General features: G+C 63.9%; 17 protein-coding genes. 12 read left to right on the top strand and 5 right to left on the bottom strand.

The features are described 5' to 3' along the window. Positions 1-42: 42 nt before the first annotated feature. Positions 43-1275 (top strand): phenylacetate--CoA ligase family protein, encoded by a 1233-nt coding sequence (locus tag FKM97_RS04920; protein ID WP_143958057.1) that lies wholly within the window; start codon positions 43-45, stop codon positions 1273-1275. A 26-nt stretch (positions 1276-1301) separates the two neighbouring features. Here FKM97_RS04920 and FKM97_RS04915 read toward each other — a convergent pair whose 3' ends face one another. From FKM97_RS04915 to FKM97_RS04900, 4 genes are all read right to left on the bottom strand, one after another. Next, entirely contained in the window at positions 1302-1691 is a 390-nt protein-coding gene (locus FKM97_RS04915; protein WP_246104939.1) for an aconitase X swivel domain-containing protein, read from the bottom strand. A gap of 16 nt (positions 1692-1707) precedes the next feature. Continuing rightward, complete coding sequence (locus FKM97_RS04910) at positions 1708-2964, bottom strand: aconitase X (RefSeq protein WP_143958055.1); 1257 nt, start codon at positions 2962-2964, stop codon at positions 1708-1710. 70 nt (positions 2965-3034) lie between these two features. After that, on the bottom strand, positions 3035-4057 hold the full coding sequence (gene gcvA / locus FKM97_RS04905) for a transcriptional regulator GcvA (protein ID WP_281290078.1): 1023 nt from the start codon (positions 4055-4057) through the stop codon (positions 3035-3037). A gap of 122 nt (positions 4058-4179) precedes the next feature. Next, entirely contained in the window at positions 4180-5670 is a 1491-nt protein-coding gene (locus tag FKM97_RS04900) for an aldehyde dehydrogenase (protein ID WP_143958053.1), read from the bottom strand. 309 nt (positions 5671-5979) lie between these two features. Between FKM97_RS04900 and FKM97_RS04895 the strand changes: the two genes are divergently transcribed. From FKM97_RS04895 to FKM97_RS04845, 11 genes are all read left to right on the top strand, one after another. Continuing rightward, on the top strand, positions 5980-6822 hold the full coding sequence (locus FKM97_RS04895; protein ID WP_143958052.1) for an alpha/beta fold hydrolase: 843 nt from the start codon (positions 5980-5982) through the stop codon (positions 6820-6822). Then, positions 6819-7277, top strand: a complete 459-nt coding sequence (locus FKM97_RS04890; protein ID WP_143958051.1) for an SRPBCC family protein — start codon at positions 6819-6821, stop codon at positions 7275-7277. The genes FKM97_RS04895 and FKM97_RS04890 overlap by 4 nt, the downstream gene beginning before the upstream one ends. Continuing rightward, positions 7274-8152 carry an FAD binding domain-containing protein gene (locus FKM97_RS04885; RefSeq protein WP_143958050.1) on the top strand — a complete coding sequence of 293 codons (879 nt, stop codon included), beginning with the start codon at positions 7274-7276 and terminating at the stop codon, positions 8150-8152. The genes FKM97_RS04890 and FKM97_RS04885 overlap by 4 nt, the downstream gene beginning before the upstream one ends. Continuing rightward, positions 8152-10443, top strand: a complete 2292-nt coding sequence (locus FKM97_RS04880; protein ID WP_144291632.1) for a xanthine dehydrogenase family protein molybdopterin-binding subunit — start codon at positions 8152-8154, stop codon at positions 10441-10443. The genes FKM97_RS04885 and FKM97_RS04880 overlap by 1 nt, the downstream gene beginning before the upstream one ends. Beyond that, positions 10443-10943, top strand: a complete 501-nt coding sequence (locus FKM97_RS04875) for a (2Fe-2S)-binding protein (protein ID WP_143958049.1) — start codon at positions 10443-10445, stop codon at positions 10941-10943. Before FKM97_RS04880 ends, FKM97_RS04875 begins: the two co-directional genes overlap by 1 nt. 82 nt (positions 10944-11025) lie before the next feature. Then, on the top strand, positions 11026-12798 hold the full coding sequence (locus FKM97_RS04870; RefSeq protein WP_143958048.1) for a thiamine pyrophosphate-binding protein: 1773 nt from the start codon (positions 11026-11028) through the stop codon (positions 12796-12798). 64 nt (positions 12799-12862) lie between these two features. Further along, positions 12863-13825 (top strand): Bug family tripartite tricarboxylate transporter substrate binding protein, encoded by a 963-nt coding sequence (locus FKM97_RS04865; protein WP_170240756.1) that lies wholly within the window; start codon positions 12863-12865, stop codon positions 13823-13825. A gap of 49 nt (positions 13826-13874) precedes the next feature. Then, on the top strand, positions 13875-14324 hold the full coding sequence (locus FKM97_RS04860) for a tripartite tricarboxylate transporter TctB family protein (protein WP_143958046.1): 450 nt from the start codon (positions 13875-13877) through the stop codon (positions 14322-14324). Continuing rightward, the gene (locus FKM97_RS04855; RefSeq protein ID WP_143958045.1) at positions 14321-15838 is read left to right on the top strand and encodes a tripartite tricarboxylate transporter permease; all 1518 of its coding nucleotides are present in this window, start codon (positions 14321-14323) and stop codon (positions 15836-15838) included. Before FKM97_RS04860 ends, FKM97_RS04855 begins: the two co-directional genes overlap by 4 nt. A 35-nt stretch (positions 15839-15873) precedes the next feature. Beyond that, complete coding sequence (locus tag FKM97_RS04850; protein WP_143958044.1) at positions 15874-16590, top strand: PIG-L deacetylase family protein; 717 nt, start codon at positions 15874-15876, stop codon at positions 16588-16590. Next, entirely contained in the window at positions 16587-17300 is a 714-nt protein-coding gene (locus FKM97_RS04845) for a 4-carboxy-4-hydroxy-2-oxoadipate aldolase/oxaloacetate decarboxylase (protein ID WP_143958043.1), read from the top strand. Before FKM97_RS04850 ends, FKM97_RS04845 begins: the two co-directional genes overlap by 4 nt. 32 nt (positions 17301-17332) lie before the next feature. Here the strand turns inward: FKM97_RS04845 and FKM97_RS04840 are convergent, their stop codons facing one another. After that, positions 17333-18199, bottom strand: a complete 867-nt coding sequence (locus FKM97_RS04840) for a DMT family transporter (protein ID WP_143958042.1) — start codon at positions 18197-18199, stop codon at positions 17333-17335. Between the last annotated feature and the right edge of the window lie 10 nt (positions 18200-18209).

The raw sequence follows: 18209 nt of genomic DNA, 5'->3' as shown, positions 1-18209 counted from the left end.
GGAGAATGGGCCACATCCTGGAGCCGACGGTGGAGACGCGTGATGGCCGAATTCTACGACGCCCTTGAGACTCGCGATCCTAATCAGCGCGAGCGCGATCTCCTCGGGCGGCTGCCGGCCTTCATAGCGGCGGTCATGGAACGTGCGCCCGGCTGGAAGACGCATCTGGCCGGGATCGAGCCGCGCACCATCACCTCCCGCGCGGCCTTGTCTCAGCTCCCCCTCCTGCGCAAGAGTGACTTGAAGTCTTTGCAAGGCGCTAACCCGCCTTTTGCGGGTCTCGCGACCACCGGTGGCACGCCGCCGGTCCGCATCTTTGCCTCCCCCGGCCCGATCTTCGAGCCCCAGAAGGAAGGCGACGATCCCTGGCGCGCCGCCCGCGGCCTCTTCGCCGCCGGATTCCGCAAGGGCGACCTCGTTCTGAACTGCTTTGCCTATCACTTGACGCCGGGCGGCTTCATCATGGATACGGCAGCCCGCGCGCTCGGCTGTACCGTGATCCCCGGCGGTCCCGGCAATGTCGACCTGCAGGTCGAGGCCATCGGCCATCTGCGCCCCAACGCCTATACCGGAACGCCGGACTTCCTGAAGATCCTCCTGGACCGTTGCGAGGCGACGGGCACCCCCGGCTCGATCGCCAAGGCGCAAGTCTCCGGCGCCGCCTTGCCGCCCTCCCTGCGCGAGGAGCTCGCAAGCCGCGGCGTCGACGTCCGCCAATGCTATGCCTTGGCCGAGGTCGGCATGGTTGCCTATGAGACGGAAGCCCTCGAAGGCATGGTGATCAGCGAGGACGTGATCGTCGAGATCGTGCGCCCCGGCACGGGCGACCCGGTTCCCGAAGGTGAGATCGGCGAGGTGGTGGTGACCACTTTCAGCGATCTCTATCCCATGATCCGCTTGGCGACGGGCGACCTGTCGGCCCTGCTTCCCGGCGCCTCTGCCTGCGGCCGCACCAATGCCCGCATCAAGGGGTGGCTCGGCCGGGCCGATCAGACGGCCAAGGTCAAGGGCATGTTCGTCCAGCCCGGCCAGATCGCCGAGATCGGCAAGCGGCATCCAGAACTCGGCCGCTTGCGTTTGGTCGTCACCCGCGCCAACGAGCAGGACGCTATGCTCCTGCGCGCGGAAAGCACCATCCGTGATGAAGCCCTGAAGGATGCTGTCGCCGCAAGCCTCCGCGCGGTCACCAAGCTTCGCGGCGATGTGGAGCTGGTGGCCACGGGCTCCCTGCCCCTGGATGGCAAGGTGATCCATGACGAGCGTCGCTGGGACTGAGCGCGGGCGGTCTTGCGCCCAGGGGCTCAGCTGATGACGATCGCTTCTCCTGCCTCACCCTCCCCGATTTCGACCCTGTCGCCGGAGGCGATGCCCTCGAGATCGCAGACGACGATGGGAAACCGCACGTCATAGAGAAACTCGGCGACGATTGCTCCGACCGTGAGGATCGGGTCCGGACTGCCGAGGAGGAGAGCCGCCGGTGCGGTACCCCTGCGGATCGATTCCGTCAAAACCGATGATGACGAGGACGACCCGCGCCCGCTGGGCATCACCAGCACCCGACCGGTGACGCTGACGCCGGCCTCCGGATGGGAGGCATCGATGATCGTGCCGGTGGCGGCGTCGATCCCGCCCCAGAAGCTGAGCGCTTCGGAGAGGACGAGGGCCGGGCCCTCAGCCTGCCCCGTGGCCAAAAGTCTCCCAGGCGTCTCATGCGAGCCTCCGCACGACCCGTCCCTCGGCCGCGGAAAGGATGCAGTCCTCCATCCCGCCAAAGGCAACGGAGACGCCGAGATTGCCGGGCGCATAATGGGCCCATTTGCCCGAATTCGTCATCACCGCACCGTCCAGCCGCTTCAGGATCGCGGTCGTATAGGTGCAGGTGTCGGCCACGGGAAGCAGAGTGAAGGCCTCCGTCCCCTCGAAATCCCCCTCGCCCACCAGCTGCTCAAGGGTCGCCCGGCCCGTATTCACATAGATCGGGATGCCTCTGGCCGGCGCGATGCGGCGCAGGATCGGCAGCAGCTGCTTCCATTCTGCTCTGGAAAAATGCGGCGTGCCCAGGGAAACCGCCGTGATCGGCGTCCCGTCGGGGACCGTCGACAGATGTCGCAGCGCATCGGTGAGATCAGCCTGCGAGACGAGGATCGTCTCGTCCGGTGCATGGCCTTGAAAGGCGTCATCGACGCTGCCCGCTTCCGGCGTGATCCCCACGGCATGGAAGAGACCGACCGAGCCGACCGTGGCGGCCGCAGCCCCCAGGGCTTTCAGCTGGTCTTCGCTGTTTGGCGGCGGCAGGCCCTCGATCACGGGGATGCGGTCGCCGCTGAGTTTTCCCACGACCAATCCGACGGCGACGAACAGCGCGTCGGTTGGCTCGGGCGATGTCGGGAACCCCGTGAGCCGGAACAGGATGCGGCCGCGCCGGTTCTCGTCGAGATGCAATCCCCAGGCGGGCGCGCGTCCCGTCAACGCGCAGCACATGTCGATGAAGTCGCCATATCTGTTCGTGCGCGCGCCGATCACCGAATTGGCGAAGACAATGGCGTTGGACTCCCCCCACGCGATCTGGTCGCCGAAGCGCGGCCGGAACTGCGTCTGATAGGGCGCGCAGGTGAATGTCGGCAGGCATCCCAGCTCCTTATGCACCTGCATGAGGCGCCGGGCCGGCTTCTGCGCCTCCTCCGTCATCTGCATCAGTTCCGGATGGATGAGGTCCAGCGAACCGACATTGAGCGTGGTCGGGACTGCGACCCGGCCCCCGCCGGCGGCGAGCCGCTCGGCGAAATCGAGGCTCGCCTGCCCGAGATAGAGGCAGCCGTCGATATGGGCTGCAGAGATGTCCAGCAGCCGATCCGCTCGCACCGCCTTGGCGAAACTGCTCAGGATCTTCATGGCCGCGGCCGCGGCAGGTCCCGCCTCCCCGTTCAGCAGCGCGAGATCCCCAGGGTCCAATTCAAGCGTCATCCGCACCTCCAGCCTTCATGCCGACTTGAGCATGGATCGCGCGCATTGGGGAGGGGCAATAAGTGCCATGTTAACGGGGCACGAGGCGCGCCGCCGGCTCCTTGTCCCAGGCCCGGGGCTGGAAATACTCGAACACCCACTCCCGGAACGCGGCGACCTTTGGCAGGATTTCGCGCCCCTGCGGGATCAGCAGATAATAGGCGGACGGGGAGCTCACCCGGATGTTGAAAGGCTCGATCAGCCGCCCCTCCGCGATGTCGTGCCCCACGACCGCGGACCGGCCCATGACGATGCCGAGCCCTTCGATGGCGGCATGGAAGGCCGGATAGAGGAGGTCGCAGCTGATCTCGCGATCGAAGACCAGATCCGGCACCCCCGCCCTTTCCAGCCAGAAGGGCCAGTCGTCGCGCACCAGCAGCGGAGATCCGGATCGCACGATCATATGATGCTGCAGGTCGGCAGGCTTGGTGAGAGGCGGCCCCTGCGCCAGCAGCCTGGGGCTGCAGACGGGGAACACCTCCTCGTCGCCGAGCTTGTGCACCGTGACGCCCGACCAGTCTCCCACCCCATATTGGAAGGCGACGTCATATTCCGGGCGGGCGGGCGGGGCATTGGGAACGAGGGTCTTGAACCGCAGCTTGAGGTCCGGAAACCGCTGCATGAAGTCGGTGACGTTCGGCAGCAGGCTCTTGATCAGGAATGTTCCGAGGCATCCGATGGTCAGCGTGTCGTCGCGCTGCTCATAGGTGGCACGGTCCGTCGCCAGCGATATTTCGGAGATGACGAGGCTGACCGCGGCGAGATAGCTTTCGCCCGCCTGGGTCAACTGCAGTTTGCCGAGCCCCCGGGCGAAGAGCTTCGCCCCCAGCATCTCTTCCAAATTGCGGATCTGATGACTGATGGCGGTCTGCGTGAGGTTGAGTTCGACGGCTGCGCGAGTGAAATTGAGATGGCGCGCGGCAGCTTCGAACGCCTGCAGCGCCTTCATCGACGGTAGATGTCTCCGCACTCTGCGCGCGCCTCCAGGCCCCCTGAATTCCTCGCTTATCTGGGGCCATAGAGAGAAATTCCTCCCCGGTCCATGGGAAATCATCGTCTTGTCGAGATAGTGTGCGGCAATCGCCTGCAGCGGCCGCCAATAGACGACCTCGACTGATGCGGAGTTCGGCAAATAAGCGAGCCGAGGGCGGCAGCGGCACCGCCCTCGGCAAGGCCTCACCCGAGCTTGAAGGGATCGCGCGGCTCGCCCGTCAGCTCGACATAAACCGATTTGGTCTCGGTATATTCGCGGATCGCATCCACACCGTTTTCACGGCCGAGCCCGCTTTCCTTGAACCCGCCGAAAGGCGTGGCGAAGGAAACGACCCGATAGGCGTTGATCCACACGGTCCCGGCCCGCAGCCGGTGCGCAACGCGATGCCCGCGGTGGATATTCTGGGTCCAGACCGCGGCGGCGAGGCCGAACCGCGTGTCATTGGCGATGCGGATGGCATCTTCTTCGTCGCTGAACTTGATCACGCTCAGGACCGGTCCGAACACCTCCTCCTGGGCGATCCGCATGTCGTTGGTGACGTTGGACAACACGGTGGGCTGCACGAAGAACCCGCCGAGGTCGGGATCTCCGATTCCGCCACAACAGAGCTTGGCCCCGTCGGCTTTGGCGACGTCGATATATTCCATCACCTTGTGATATTGCGGCTCGTTCGCCACCGGCCCCATCTCCGTGGCCTCGTCCATGGGGTTCCCGAGACGGATCTCCTTGGTGCGGGCGACGATGCGCTCGAGCAATTCATCATGCACGCTGTCCTGTACCAGCAGGCGGGACCCCGCCATGCAGGTTTGCCCCGTCGCCCCGAAGATGCCGGCGATGGCCCCATTGGCGGCAACGTCGAGATCGGCATCGGCGAAGACGATGTTCGGCGATTTGCCGCCCAGTTCGAGCGAGACCCGCGTCAGGTTCTGCGCGGCAGATGCCGCGATCCGCTTGCCGGTGGCCGTGGCCCCTGTGAAGGCGACCTTGTCGATGCCCGGATGCTTCACCAGGGCCGCGCCGAGCGTCCCCTGGCCGGTGACGACATTGAACACGCCGTCCGGGAAGCCGGCTTCCTTGAACCGCTTGGCCAGTTCGAGCGTCGAGACCGGCGTGTGCTCCGAGGGCTTCACCACGAAGGTGCAGCCGGCGGCGAGCCCGGGCGCCAGCTTGAAGACCAGCAGCAATCCCGGCGAGTTCCAGGGGGTGATGGCCCCGACCACGCCGACCGGCTCGCGCCGCGTATAGATGAAGAAGTTCGTGCGGTCGGAAGGCACCACATCGCCCTGGAGCTTGTCGGCCATTCCGGCGAAATAGTAGAAATATTCAGGGATGTAGCGCCACTGGCCCAGCATCTCGCGATAGAGCTTGCCATTGTCGTTGCATTCGATCCGCGCCAGGATCTCCGCATCCCGTGCGACGATGTCGCCGAGCTTGCGGATCAACGCCCCGCGCTGGGTCGCCGTCAGCTTGCTCCAGGGCCCCTCGTCGAAGGCCCGGCGTGCGGCGGCAACGGCGGCGTCGATGTCGGACTCCTGCCCGTCTGGAACCACCGCCCAGCGTTCTCCGGTATAGGGATTGAATGAATCCATGACCCGGTCGCAAGGCACGTCCCGCCCGTCAATATGCAAGTCGTAATGTGCAACCGGCGGACCATCTGAAACCTTTTTATCCATTGTTTTCCTCCCTGGTGGGGCTGGCGCGCTTTGCGCATTCAGCGGGCAGACGGGTTTCCGTAGCCTAATTGCCGAAAACGAGGGGGTCGACACAAGTGAGGCTTTTGAATGAGGGCATGAAAATACATCATGTACGCGACCGCGACGCCCGCCGGCCGCCGTCCGGCGCGTGTTGCCTGATGAAGCTTTTTCATACCCCTCATGAAAACCATCCCTTGGCGTCGCCGGAGACCTGTAGCTATAAGTTCGGGCCTATGGGTGGCGTCGCAAAGCCGCCCCTGAAGAACAATGATAAGCATTTAGGGTAGAATGAGCGAAACGTCCGCAACCACAAACCACCGTCAAAGTACCTCGGGCTCCGTGGAGACCCGCGATGGAACCCGCATTCAATATGCCCTTCACGGCGGCGGTCATCCAAAGCGGATCGTGTTGATCCACTCCTTGGCTATGACGAATTCCTTTTGGGATGCCGTGGCATCGCGCCTAGCCGATGCGGCCGATGTGCTGGTTTATGATTGCCGCGGTCATGGCGCGTCTGACAAGCCGGATGCGCCCTACACGGTGGAGCTCTTCGCCGATGATCTCGCCGATGTCATGGACGCGGTGGGCTGGAACAGCGCCTTTGTGGCGGGAGCCTCCATGGGGGGGTGCGTAACCCTGGCCTTTGCGGCGGCCTATCCCGAGAGGGTCGAGGGCCTCGGCCTCATCGACACGACCGCACATTATGGTGATGACGCGCCGGAGCAATGGGCAGGCAGGGCGCAGAAGGCGCTGGAAGGTGGCCTCGGTGCCCTCGTTGATTTTCAGAAGACGCGCTGGTTCGGCGACACGTTTCGCGAGAACAACCCGGCCATCGTCCAGGATGCTGTGGACGTCTTCCTCGCGAATGATCCCAAGGCTTACGCCCGCACCTGCCACATGCTGGGTGCCTGTGACAAGCGGGCGACACTGCCTCAGATCAGAGTTCCGGTGCGCATTCTGGTGGGCGAAGAGGATTATGCGACGCCCGTCGCCATGGCGGAGGCCATGAAGGCGGCGATTCCGACCGCCCAGCTTCATATCCTCCCTTCCAAGCGGCACCTGACGCCGCTGGAGGCGCCCGACAGTGTGGCGGGTGAGCTCCGCCAGCTGATGCAGGAGACGAGTCGATGAATTTCAGCGGTGAGATCACCGTTCGCGCCACGCGCGAAGCCGTTTATGATGCCCTGAAGGACGCGCAGTTCTTCGCCTCCTGTGTCGAGGGCGTGCGCGATCTGCAGGAGGTCGACCCAACCCATTACACGGCGGTGATGGAAACCCGGGTCGCCTATATCCGCTTCAAATTCGACGTCGCGGTGGAAGTCACGCGCATGGAGCCCCATGAGGTGATCGAGGCGAAGGTCGAAGGCGTCCCCTCTGGCATCGTCGGCCGCCTCACCGGTGCCTCCAAAGCACATCTGGAGCAGCGCGGCGAGGATACGGCCATAGCCTATTCCATTGACGTGTCCCTTGCAGGCAAGCTCGGCGCCCTCGGCCAGCCCGTTCTCAAGTCAAAGGCCCGCGAGATGGAGCGCAACTTCACCGCCAAGCTGCGCGCGGCCTTTGAGCAGTCGGAAGCCGCGGCATGACCCCATTCGAACTGGCGGAGCCGACCACCCTGTCCGAGGCGATTGGTCTTCTCGATCCTGACGATCCGACCATTCGTCCGATTTCTGGCGGCACGGCCCTCATGCTGATGATGAAGGCCGGTGTCTTTCATCCCTCCCGTCTGGTGTCGCTCCGAGGCATTGAGCCTCGCTTCTCGGAAATTTCGCTGAGCCCGGAAGGTGGTTTGGACGTGGGCAGCCTGGTCCGTCTCAGCGCCCTCGAGCGTTCGGCCGACGCCATGAGCAGCTTCCCTGTTCTTGCCGACACCTTGCGGGTCCTGTCGAACCGGCGCGTGCGCAACGTGGCGACCATCGGCGGAAACCTGGCCCATGGCGATCCTCACATGGATCTGCCGCCGGTCCTCATGGCTCTCGATGCCGCGATCACGGCGCATGGTCCCGGTGGCGAACGGCGTATTCCCATGGCCGATCTGTTCCTCGGCTATTACGAGACGTCCCTCGCCCCGGACGAACTGATCGGCCGCCTGCACATTCCGGCCCAGGGAAATCGCGTCTCCGCCTATATCAAATGCACGACCCGCTCCGCCGATGATTGGCCTGCCCTCGGCGTCGCGGTATCCCTGGATCTCGACGGCGACACCATCCGCGACGCGCGCATCGTCGTCAGTGCCGCCACCGAGCGGCCCACCCGCATGACCGAGGCCGAAGCCGCCGTTCGTGGCGCCGCCATTGGCGATGCGCTATTCCGTGAAGCCGGTGAACGCGCCGCTGGAGAGGCGGAGGTCATGTCGGACACCCGCGGCTCTGCACCCTACAAGCAGCAGCTCGTCCGGGTGTTCACTGGCCGCGCATTGGCCAAGGCCGTCGCCACCACAGGCCGGGGACCTATTCAGTGATGTTGCACAAAGTGAAGCCCAATGGCCAAGTTGGACGCTCCGTCCATCGGCTTGAGTCCCAGGAGAAGGTGACCGGGCGCGCCGAATATACCCACAACATCAGGCTGCCGGGCATGCTGCATGCCAAGATCGTGCGCAGCACCCTTGCCCATGGCCGCATCACCGGCATCGACACGTCGGCGGCCGCGGAGCTCCCGGGCGTTCACGCCGTCTACACCTCCGAGGATGTCCGCAAGCTCATCCCCCATCCCTATTTCGGACCGGCCTTCCACGACCAGCCGATCTTGGCCATAGACAAGGTCCGCTATGTCGGCGAGGCCGTTGCCGTGGTCCTTGCGCGCGATCCCCATATCGCCGACGAGGCGGCCCAAATGGTGATGGTCGATTACGAGGAGCTGCCGGCGGTCTATGACGAGGTGGAAGCGGCGGCCTCAACCGTTTACGTCCATGACGAGCTCCGGCCGGCCGGGACCTTTCCGGACCTGAAGCATCTGGCCGGCGTCCGCAACACCAATGTGGCGCTGGATTACAAGCTCGTCCGCGGTGACGTTGAAGCAGCCTTTGCGAGCGCCGACCACGTCTTCGAGCATGCCTTCACCACCCAGCAGGTGATGCATACGCCTTTTGAGCCCATGATCTCCATCGGGGAGCCGACCGGATCGGGACTCACCATCCATACGGCCTCCCAAAGCCCTTCCTTCGTTCGCATCGAGGTGGCCCGCCTGCTCGGCTGGCCGGAGAATCGCATTCGGGTGAAGACAGGCCATCTGGGCGGCGGTTTTGGCGCCAAGCTCTACATCAAGCTGGAGGCACTGGCGGCCGCTCTGGCCTTGATGACCCAATGCCCGGTCCGCGTCGCGCTGTCGATGGAAGAGCAGTTCTATACCATCAGCAAGCACGCCACGACCTTCCGCATCAAGAGCGGCGTGACCAAGGACGGCCGTGTGGTCGCCCGCCGCTGCGATGTGTGGTGGAATGGTGGTGCCTATGCCGATATCGGTCCGCGCGTGACGCAGAAGTCCGGCTTCACGGCGGCCGGCCCCTATGACATCGACAATGTCTATCTCGAATCCGCCGCCGTCTATACGAACCGTCCTCCTGCCGGGGCCTTGCGCGGCTTTGGCATTCCGCAGCTCGTCTGGGCCTATGAGAGCCACACCGATCTCATCGCTCGTGCTTTGGACCTCGATCCTGTCGAGATCCGCCGCAAGAACATTCTGCGCAATGGCCGGCCGCAGGCCACTGGCACCGTTTTGAAGGATGCGGCGATCGAGGAGGTGCTGGAGCGCACCGCGGCCCGCATGAACTGGTCGGCTCCTTTCGATCGCGGCACCGGCCCCGTGCGTCGCGGACGGGGCATCGCCATAGGCTTCAAGGCCAGCGTCGCACCGACGACCTCCGTGGCGATGGTCAATGTGTCCGCCGATGGCAGCTGCACGCTCTATTCGAGCACGGTCGACATGGGACAAGGCTCGGACACGGCCATGGCCCAGATCGTCGCCGAGGTGCTCAACATCCCCACCGAGCAAATCCGCGTCGTCCGGCCCGACACCGACGTCACCCCCTATGACATGGCGACGTTGGGCTCGCGCTCGACCTTCCACATGGGCAATGCCGTGCGTCTCGCGGCCGACGATGCGAAGATGAAGCTGGCGGCTCTGGCCCGCGAAGTTGGGGAGCCGGAACAGTCGAACCTGCCGATCTCCGGCCTGTTCAAGAAGAAATACGGCATGCAGGCTGGCAACGTCATCGGCGTCGGCAGCTATATTCCGACCTATTCCTCGCCCGATCATGACACCGGCTTGTCTGAGAATGTCACGCCCTTCTGGATGACCGGCGCCAGCGGGGTCGAGCTCGAGGTCGATACCGAGACCGGGCATGTTCGCATCCTGCGCATGATCAATGTCGCCGACCTCGGGACGCCTCTGAACCCGGAGATCGTCGACACGCAGCTCTCCGGCGCCGCCATCATGCAGCTTGGCTTCACCATGTCCGAGAAGATGGAGTTCGACGCCGGCCAGGTCACCAACGCCTCCCTGGCGGATTACAAGATCCCGTCCTTTCACGACATCCCGCTGCGGATCGAGAACGAGGCTGTTCAGGCCGAACAGCAGAGCGGCCCCTTCGGAGCGAAGGGCGTCGGCGAATCCGCCACCTTCGGCTTGTCGCCGGCGATTGCCAACGCCATCGAGGATGCTGTCGGCATCCGCATCACATCTCTGCCGATCACGCCGGAAGCGGTCTACCGCGCCTTGCGCACCGCTGCCCGGTCGCCTCTCGAGGACGCCTGATGGACCGCATGATCAACTTCAAGCTCAATGGGCGCCCCGTCGAGGCTCGCATTGCCCCTCACCACACGCTCGTTGAGCTCCTGCAGGAGGAATTCGCCCTCTTCGGAGCCCGCGAAAGCTGCGGCCAGGGCCTTTGCGGCTGTTGCACGGTGCGGGTCGACGGCGAGACGGTCTCGGGGTGCCTTTACCTCGCAGCCTTCGCCGACGGGACCGAGATCGAGACGATCGAGGGTCACGGGACGCCGGACGCCCTGGATCCTGTCCAGGAGGCTTTCATCGAGACGGGCGCCTTTCAATGCGGCTTCTGCACGCCGGGCTTCATCATGATGGCCAAGCGCCTCTTGGAAGAGCACCCCGATCCGGAGGAACATGAGATCCGCGACTATCTTTCGGGGAACCTCTGTCGCTGCGGCGCCTATCCCGAGATCGTTAAGGCCGTGCAACTGGCCGCGCATAAGCAGAAGGCAGTCTCGGCGTCGCATGTGCGGGAGCAAGCCTGAGCTGGAAATCGCGGGTCTCGGCCCCGCTCACAAGAAAATGACGGACAGGGTCAGACTGTCTGCGGCAACATAGGGAGTGTTGATGAAACGGAATGAAGTTCCCGTCGTCGCGAATGCGCCTGCGGAGATTGAATGGGGCAGCGATATTCCGGCTGCGATGTTGCGCCATGTCGGCATCGACTATGTCGCCCTCAATCCAGGCGCCAGCTATCGGGGTCTTCACGACAGCCTCGTCAATTACCTCGGCAATGAAGCGCCGAAGATGCTGCTCTGTCTGCATGAGGATCACGTCGTCTCGATCGCCCACGGCTACGCCAAGGCGACGGACCGGGCAATGGGCGCCGTCCTGCACAGCAATGTCGGACTGATGCACGGGCTCATGGGCATCTTCAATGCCTATTGCGACCGCATGCCCATGATGATCGTCGGTGCCACCGGCCCTGTCGCCTCCGACCTGCGGCGCCCTTGGATCGACTGGATCCATACCGCCAAGGACCAGGGCGCGCTGCTGCGCGACTATATCAAATGGGACGATGAACCCCGCTCGCCCGAAGCCCTCGTCGAGGCGTTCCTGCGCGGCTCTCAGCTCACCCACACCGAGCCCCGCGCCCCCGTCTATATCTGCCTCGATGCGGGCCTCCAGGAGCAGAAGCTCGAAAAGCCCGTGGAATTGCCGCGCGAGCGCTATGCCTCAGCCCCGCCCCCGAGTGCGGATTCGGCATCGATCGAGCGCCTTGCCGACCTCCTGATGTCTGCGAAGGCCCCTCTCCTGCTCTTTGGCCGCGGCTCCCGCCGCCAGGACGACTGGGACCGCCGCGTCCGCTTGGCGGAACTCGTCAATGCACAGGTGATGACCTCGATCCGCGAGCGTGCGGTATTTCCCACCGACCATTCCCTTCATGCGGTGACGCCGTCGAATTGGGTGACGCCGAAGGGCAAGGAGATCGTGCGCGGTGCCGACCTGATCGTGAGCCTCGACTGGGTCGACCTGAACGGCTTCTTTCAGCAGGTCATGCGCAAAACCGATCGCATTGAAGCAACCATCGCCCATGTCTCTCTCGACAGCCACATCCACCGTGGCTGGAGCATGGACTATTTCGGACTGGCCCCCGTCGACCTGCCCATTCTTGCCAATGCTGACCGCGTCGTGGCCCAGCTCCTTGAATTTCTCGAGGCCCGGAGCGAGGCAAAAGCTGCAACGAAAGGCACAGCGGAACCGAAGCCGATACCGGACTACACGGGACGTCCCGGTGAGGAGATCGCCCCTCGTGATGTCGAGATCGCCTTGGCGAAACTGCGTGAGGATTATCCCCTCACGCTCGCCCATGTGACCATCGGTTGGGCGGGCGACGTCTTTGCCTTCCGTGGACCCTTGGACTTTCTCGGCCATGACGGCGGCGCCGGCCTGGCTGCGGGCCCCGGCCTGACCGTCGGCGCAGCGCTCGCCCTGCAGGATCAGGATCGCATTGTCGTCTCCGTTCTCGGTGACGGCGATTTCATGCAGGGCTGCAGCGCCTTGTGGACGGCGGCCCATTACGACATTCCGGCCCTGTTCATCGTCTCCAACAACCGGTCCAACTTCAATGATGAGCTCCATCAGGAGGCGGTGGCCAAGATCCGCCGCCGCCCTGTGGAAAATCGATGGATCGGCCAGCGGATCGATGACCCCGTCGTGGATCTCGCCGCGATTGCCCGCGCTCAAGGGGTTGCGGCGGAAGGCCCGGTGAGCGACCATGCTGGAATGGAGGCCGCCATTCTGCGCGGCATCAAGCATGTGCAGTCGGGCAAGCCTTATTTCATCGATGTTCATGTGGCGGCGGGCTACGCCAGCACGCCCTTGTCGCGAGGAGAATGATCGAACGACCAGAAGACCAGCGGACGAGTTTAACCAGACAAAAATCAAAAGGAGTGGAGGGATAATGAGAAAATTAGCTGCACTGGCCTTCGTCGCCCTGTTGGCGACCGTGAGTGGATCGTCTGCACAGCAGGCCTATCCGGACAAGAACGTCACGATCCTCGTGCCCTTTGCACCGGGCGGCATCGTCGACATTGCGGCTCGTATCGTGGGTGAGGGACTGGCCCAGCTTTGGGGCAAACAGGTGATTGTTGAGAACCGCTCCGGTGGCAGCGGCTTCATCGCCGCAACCGCTGCGGCGCGCGCCGCGCCGGATGGATACACCCTTCTCGCCGCCGAGGCGGGCGTCAGCGTGATCAATCAGCTGATCTTCGCCAGCACCCCTTACGACATGGCGAAGGATTTCATCCCCATCACGCTCATGAGCGACACCCCGATCGTGGTCGCCGTGAATACGAAATCCGGCATCAATTCCATGGCGGATCTGATTGCCAAGGCGAAGACGGAGCAGCTGAACTATGCCTCGCCCGCCAATGGCACCCTCAATCACCTGACCGGCGAGTGGATTGCGCTGGAAGCGGACCTGAAGCTGCGCCATATCGGCTATCGCGGCGGCGCGCCGGCGGCAACCGCATTGGCAGGGGGCGAAGTCCCCATCGGCATTCTCGCTTACTCCTCGATCCGTCCCTATGTGGAAGCAGGCAACGTGAAGCTGCTTGCGGTCACCGGTGCCGAGCGTGTCGAAGCGGCGAAAGACCTGCCCACCCTGGCTGAAAGCGGTGTACCGAACGTCGCAACCACGCAGTGGGCCGGTCTTTTTGCTCCTGCGGGCACCCCGGACGCCATCGTTCAGAAGATCCAGGCGGATATCGCTACGGTCCTCGCCAAGCCCGAAATCCAGAAGCAGTTCGCCGCTGGTGGGGCCTCGGTGATCCAGGGCTCGTCGGCGGAGTTCGCCAAGCGGCTGGAGAACGAGCGCAAGCAGTTCGGCGAGATCGTCACCAAAGCGAAGATCACAGCAAACTGAACCCGTGCGCGCGCCTCAGGGCGCGCGTCCGCTTTGGGAGGGGGAAGTGATGCTGACACTGCCCAGGAAGACGCTTCTCGCGGGCCTCGTCTGCATGATGCTCGGGGCTTTCGTGGCTTGGCGTGGATATGACTATTCCATCGGCAATCTGAGCCATGTCGGTGCCGGCTTCTTTCCCGCTGTTCTGGGGCTCATCCTGGTGGCGTCGGGGATTGGCCTGGCAATCCAGGGGCTCCGCATTCGCAAGGAAGCGGGACCCGTCATCAACCTCCGGTCTTATCTGACCATACCGGGGGCCGTGATCGTCTTCGCGCTCACCATCAACCGCTTCGGCCTCTTGCCCGCTGTGGCTCTTGCCACCGCCATCTCGAGCCTGGCCGACCCCGATATGTCGAAGCGCAGCATTCTGTTTCTGACGATCGGCCTGATGGTACTGACCTACATCGTCTTCGTGTTGATCCTCCAGATCCCTCTCACTCCGGTAATGTGGCGGCCATGACCGATTTCCTCCACAACATGGAATTGGCGCTCTCGACCGCGCTGGTCGCTGAGAATCTTTGGTACTGCCTTCTTGGCGTGACCCTGGGCATGATCGTCGGCGTGCTCCCCGGAATCGGGCATCTCGCCGCCATCACCATGCTCATGCCATTGACGTTTCACGTCCCGACCACGGCTGCCCTCGTCATGTTGGCCGGCATCTACTATGGCGCCCAATATGGGGGTTCAGTAGCTTCGATCCTTCTGAACCTTCCCGGCACCGCCTCGACCGCCGTGACCTGCCTCGACGGCTATCCCATGACCCGCCAGGGCCGCGCCGGCATTGCTCTGTTCATGACCGCCGTTGCTTCCTTCGTCGGCAGCATTCTCGCCGTGATTGTTCTGATCCTCTTGGCACCGCCCCTCGCCCGGGTCGCCTTGACCTTCGGCTCGGCGGACTATTTTGCCATGATGGTCTTGGGGCTCGTGGCCACCGCCACTCTCGTCCAGGGCAATCCCCTGATTGGGGTCGCGTCCGTGGTGATCGGCCTCGTTCTTGGCCTCGTCGGCACCGACGTGAACACCGGTACCCTGCGGTTCACATTCGATATTCCGCAGCTTTTCGACGGCGTCAGCATCGTGGCCCTCGCCATGGCGCTCTTCGGGCTGTCGGAAGTCATCAATAGCGCGGGCCGCCGGAGTGGGCACACCCTGCGTTCGGAGAACATAACGCTGCGCTCACTCATACCCACCCGCGAGGACGTCCGGCGAAGCATCGCGCCGATCCTTCGCGGCGCCGGCGTGGGCACCGGGGTCGGCATTCTTCCGGGTGCCGGCGGCGGCTCCATGGCCTCCTTCATGTCCTATGCTTTGGAAAAGCGCATCTCGCGGACCCCGGAACAATTTGGCCACGGCGCCATCGAGGGCATCACCGGTCCGGAAAGCGCGAACAACGCCACCTCTCAGGCCGCGTTCATCCCCACTTTGACCCTGGGCATCCCGGGGGATGCGGTCATGGCATTGATGCTGGGAGCCTTGCTGATCCATGGCGTCCAGCCCGGCCCCCGGGTCGTCACGGAAAATCCTGAGTTGTTCTGGGGACTCGTTGGCAGCTTCTTCATCGGCAACCTCATCCTGCTCGTGCTCAACATCCCGCTCGTCGGCATCTGGGTTCGCATTCTGAAGATCCCCTATCGCTATCTCTTTCCCACCGTGGTGGTGCTGATCGGGGTCGGCGTCTATTCCATTTCCTACTCTTACGTCGACGTCCTCTCGGTGGCCGTTCTGGGGCTGGCTGGCTATCTGCTGATCCAGATCGGTTTCGAGGCGGCACCGATGCTCCTCGGCTATATCCTCGGGCCCTTGCTTGAGGAGAATTTCCGCCGGTCCCTGCTTCTGACCGACGGCGACCTGATGGTGTTCCTGACGCGGCCGGTCAGCGCGACATTTCTGGCCATATCGGCCCTCGCCATCCTTTGGTCTGTCGTCTCCTCGTTGCGTGCTCGTGCGAAGCGTGCCGCCGGGACGCCGTCGTAAGGGTGGGGAGTTTCTGCTTCAACGGAGGATAACTCATGCCCACAGGTCTCGTGGTCAGCGCTCATGCGGCCGATTTTGTCTGGCGAGCCGGTGGCGCGGTCGCCCTCCACGCCAAGCGGGGTTACCGCATGGTGGTGGTTTGCCTGTCCTTCGGCGAGCGCGGTGAGAGTGCCAGGCTCTGGCGCCAGCCGGGAGCGACCTTGGATCAGGTCAAGTCGGCCCGCCGCAAGGAGGCCGAGCGCGCAGCCGAGATCCTCGGCGCCGAACTCATCATGTTCGATCTCGGCGACTATCCGCTGCGGGTCGCTGACGAGGATCTCTTCCGTCTCGCGGATATTATCAGGGACCTGAGGCCGGCCTTCATTCTCGGCCATTCCGCGGAGGATCCCTACAATTACGATCACCCTCTGGCGAAGAACTTCACGCACGAAGCCCGCATCATCGCCCAGGCCCATGGTCACAATCCGGGCGCGCCCGTCGTCGCCGCCCCGCCCCTCTTCCTTTTTGAGCCGCATCAGACCGAGCAGTGCAACTGGAAGCCCCAGGTCTTCCTGAACATCGATGAAGTCTGGGATATCAAGCGCCGAGCCTTCGAATGCATGCAGGCCCAGGAGTTCCTGTGGGAATATTACACTCGCGTCGCTCTGCAGCGCGGCCTGCAGGCGACGATGAACGCGAACTCAGGCATAACGATCACCCATGCTGAGGCCTATCAGCGTGTCTTTCCCGCCGTGGTAGAGGAGCTGGCATGAACCGTATCGCCGTTAGAAACATTGAACGCGCATCCGCAGAGATCATTGAGGGTCTCGCCAAAGTGGGCGTGTCCACAGCCCATGAGGCGCTTGGCCGGATGGGTCTGATGCATACCGGCATCGGCCCCCGCCAGCAGGGAGCCAGGATCGCCGGTTCTGCCGTGACCGCTCTGTGCGCGCCCGGCGACAATTTCATGCTTCACGTGGCCCTTGAGCTGCTGCACCCCGGCGATATCCTCGTCGTGGCGACCCTCTCGCCTTCGACCGACGGCTATATCGGCGATCTCCTCGTGACCGCCGCCAAGGCCCGCGGCGCCGTGGCCATGGTGCTCGACGCCGGCATCCGCGATGTCGCCGAGATCCGCGAGATGCAGTTTCCGGTCTGGTCGCGATGTGTCTCCGCCCAGGGCACCGTCAAGGAAACCGTGGTCAGCGCCAATGTTCCCGTGACCTGCGGCGGTGCTTACGTCGTCCCTGGCGACATCATTGTCGCCGATGATGATGGCGTGGTGGTGATCCCGCGTCTCCAGGGGGCCCGCGTCCTGGAAGCTGCCCGTCGCCGCGAGCAGGATGAGGTCTCCACTCGTGCACGCCTCAACAAGGGCGAGGTGACATTGGATGTCTTGAACCTTCGCTCGAAGCTCTCCGATCGCGGCCTCCGCTATGTCGACGGACCCGTGGATTGGTCGGGCGGCGACAAGGACATTTGACACCTCTTCAGCTCGGCGCTTGACCGCGTCCCCTAGGGTGCGACCCGTTTCTCGCGCAGGAACGAATAGGTGCCGACCGCCACCAGGGCCGCGGCACCGATAAAGGTGGCAGCGTCGGGGACCGTGTGGAAAACGACCACCTGAATGAGGATCGCCCAGAGGATGATCGTGTAGCGGAACGGTGCCACCACGGAGACCTCGCCGACCCGCGCCGCACTCACGATGGTGAAATAGGCACCTGCGATAATGAAGCCCGCGGCCAGCGCATAGGCCGCGCCGCGGGCTGTGATCGGATGCCACGTCTCGAAACTGCCCAAGGCCCCGGCCAAGAGAGTGACGCTGACCGCCGCGATCAGCGAAACGAAGATCGACGATGTCCCCGGCGGCAGCCGTCGCGATGACAGATCCCGCACCGTAACGAACAAGGCCGCGAGCAGGGCGACGAGCGACCAGACGTTGAAGCCGTCCAGCCCCGGCCTGATGATCAGCAACACGGCGGCGAACCCGATCACCACGGCGGACCAGCGCCGCAAGCCCACCTTCTCTCCCAAGGCAAGGGCGGCTCCGGCCGTCGACAGCAGGGGCACGAGTTGCAAGATGGCGGTGGCATTGGCGATCGGCAGCCTGGCGAGAGCGCTGATATACAGCATCGCGGACACGGCATCGCCGAGCGTACGCAGCACGAGCGCGGGGTGAAAAGCAACCTTGAAGCCCTGAAAGGCGCTGTTCTTCCAGGCCGCGATCATGAGCACCGGGATCAGCGAAAGCCCCCGCAGGAACATAGCTTGCCCCACGGGCATGTCCTCGCTGGCGAGCTTCATCAGCGTGTCGTTACCGATGAAGCCGATCATCGCCACGATCATCAGAACAATTCCGCGGCGATTGTCGTCACGCATCATGGGCTCGTCA

It is taken from the genome of Rhodoligotrophos appendicifer, from assembly GCF_007474605.1.
Classification (GTDB): domain Bacteria; phylum Pseudomonadota; class Alphaproteobacteria; order Rhizobiales; family Im1; genus Rhodoligotrophos; species Rhodoligotrophos appendicifer.
Note: the sequence above shows the minus strand (reverse complement) of the source record. Positions and strands in the feature narration are given on the sequence as shown.

Coding starts and splice junctions, on each gene's coding strand:
- FKM97_RS04880 (WP_144291632.1), top strand. CDS start 8,152: ATGTTGCACAAAGTGAAGCCCAATGGCCAAGTTGGACGCTCCGTCCAT.
- FKM97_RS04875 (WP_143958049.1), top strand. CDS start 10,443: ATGGACCGCATGATCAACTTCAAGCTCAATGGGCGCCCCGTCGAGGCT.
- FKM97_RS04920 (WP_143958057.1), top strand. CDS start 43: ATGGCCGAATTCTACGACGCCCTTGAGACTCGCGATCCTAATCAGCGC.
- FKM97_RS04850 (WP_143958044.1), top strand. CDS start 15,874: ATGCCCACAGGTCTCGTGGTCAGCGCTCATGCGGCCGATTTTGTCTGG.
- FKM97_RS04885 (WP_143958050.1), top strand. CDS start 7,274: ATGACCCCATTCGAACTGGCGGAGCCGACCACCCTGTCCGAGGCGATT.
- FKM97_RS04840 (WP_143958042.1), bottom strand. CDS start 18,199: ATGATGCGTGACGACAATCGCCGCGGAATTGTTCTGATGATCGTGGCG.
- FKM97_RS04895 (WP_143958052.1), top strand. CDS start 5,980: ATGAGCGAAACGTCCGCAACCACAAACCACCGTCAAAGTACCTCGGGC.
- FKM97_RS04870 (WP_143958048.1), top strand. CDS start 11,026: ATGAAACGGAATGAAGTTCCCGTCGTCGCGAATGCGCCTGCGGAGATT.
- FKM97_RS04845 (WP_143958043.1), top strand. CDS start 16,587: ATGAACCGTATCGCCGTTAGAAACATTGAACGCGCATCCGCAGAGATC.
- FKM97_RS04865 (WP_170240756.1), top strand. CDS start 12,863: ATGAGAAAATTAGCTGCACTGGCCTTCGTCGCCCTGTTGGCGACCGTG.
- gcvA (WP_281290078.1), bottom strand. CDS start 4,057: ATGATTTCCCATGGACCGGGGAGGAATTTCTCTCTATGGCCCCAGATA.
- FKM97_RS04860 (WP_143958046.1), top strand. CDS start 13,875: ATGCTGACACTGCCCAGGAAGACGCTTCTCGCGGGCCTCGTCTGCATG.
- FKM97_RS04855 (WP_143958045.1), top strand. CDS start 14,321: ATGACCGATTTCCTCCACAACATGGAATTGGCGCTCTCGACCGCGCTG.
- FKM97_RS04890 (WP_143958051.1), top strand. CDS start 6,819: ATGAATTTCAGCGGTGAGATCACCGTTCGCGCCACGCGCGAAGCCGTT.
- FKM97_RS04910 (WP_143958055.1), bottom strand. CDS start 2,964: ATGACGCTTGAATTGGACCCTGGGGATCTCGCGCTGCTGAACGGGGAG.
- FKM97_RS04900 (WP_143958053.1), bottom strand. CDS start 5,670: ATGGATAAAAAGGTTTCAGATGGTCCGCCGGTTGCACATTACGACTTG.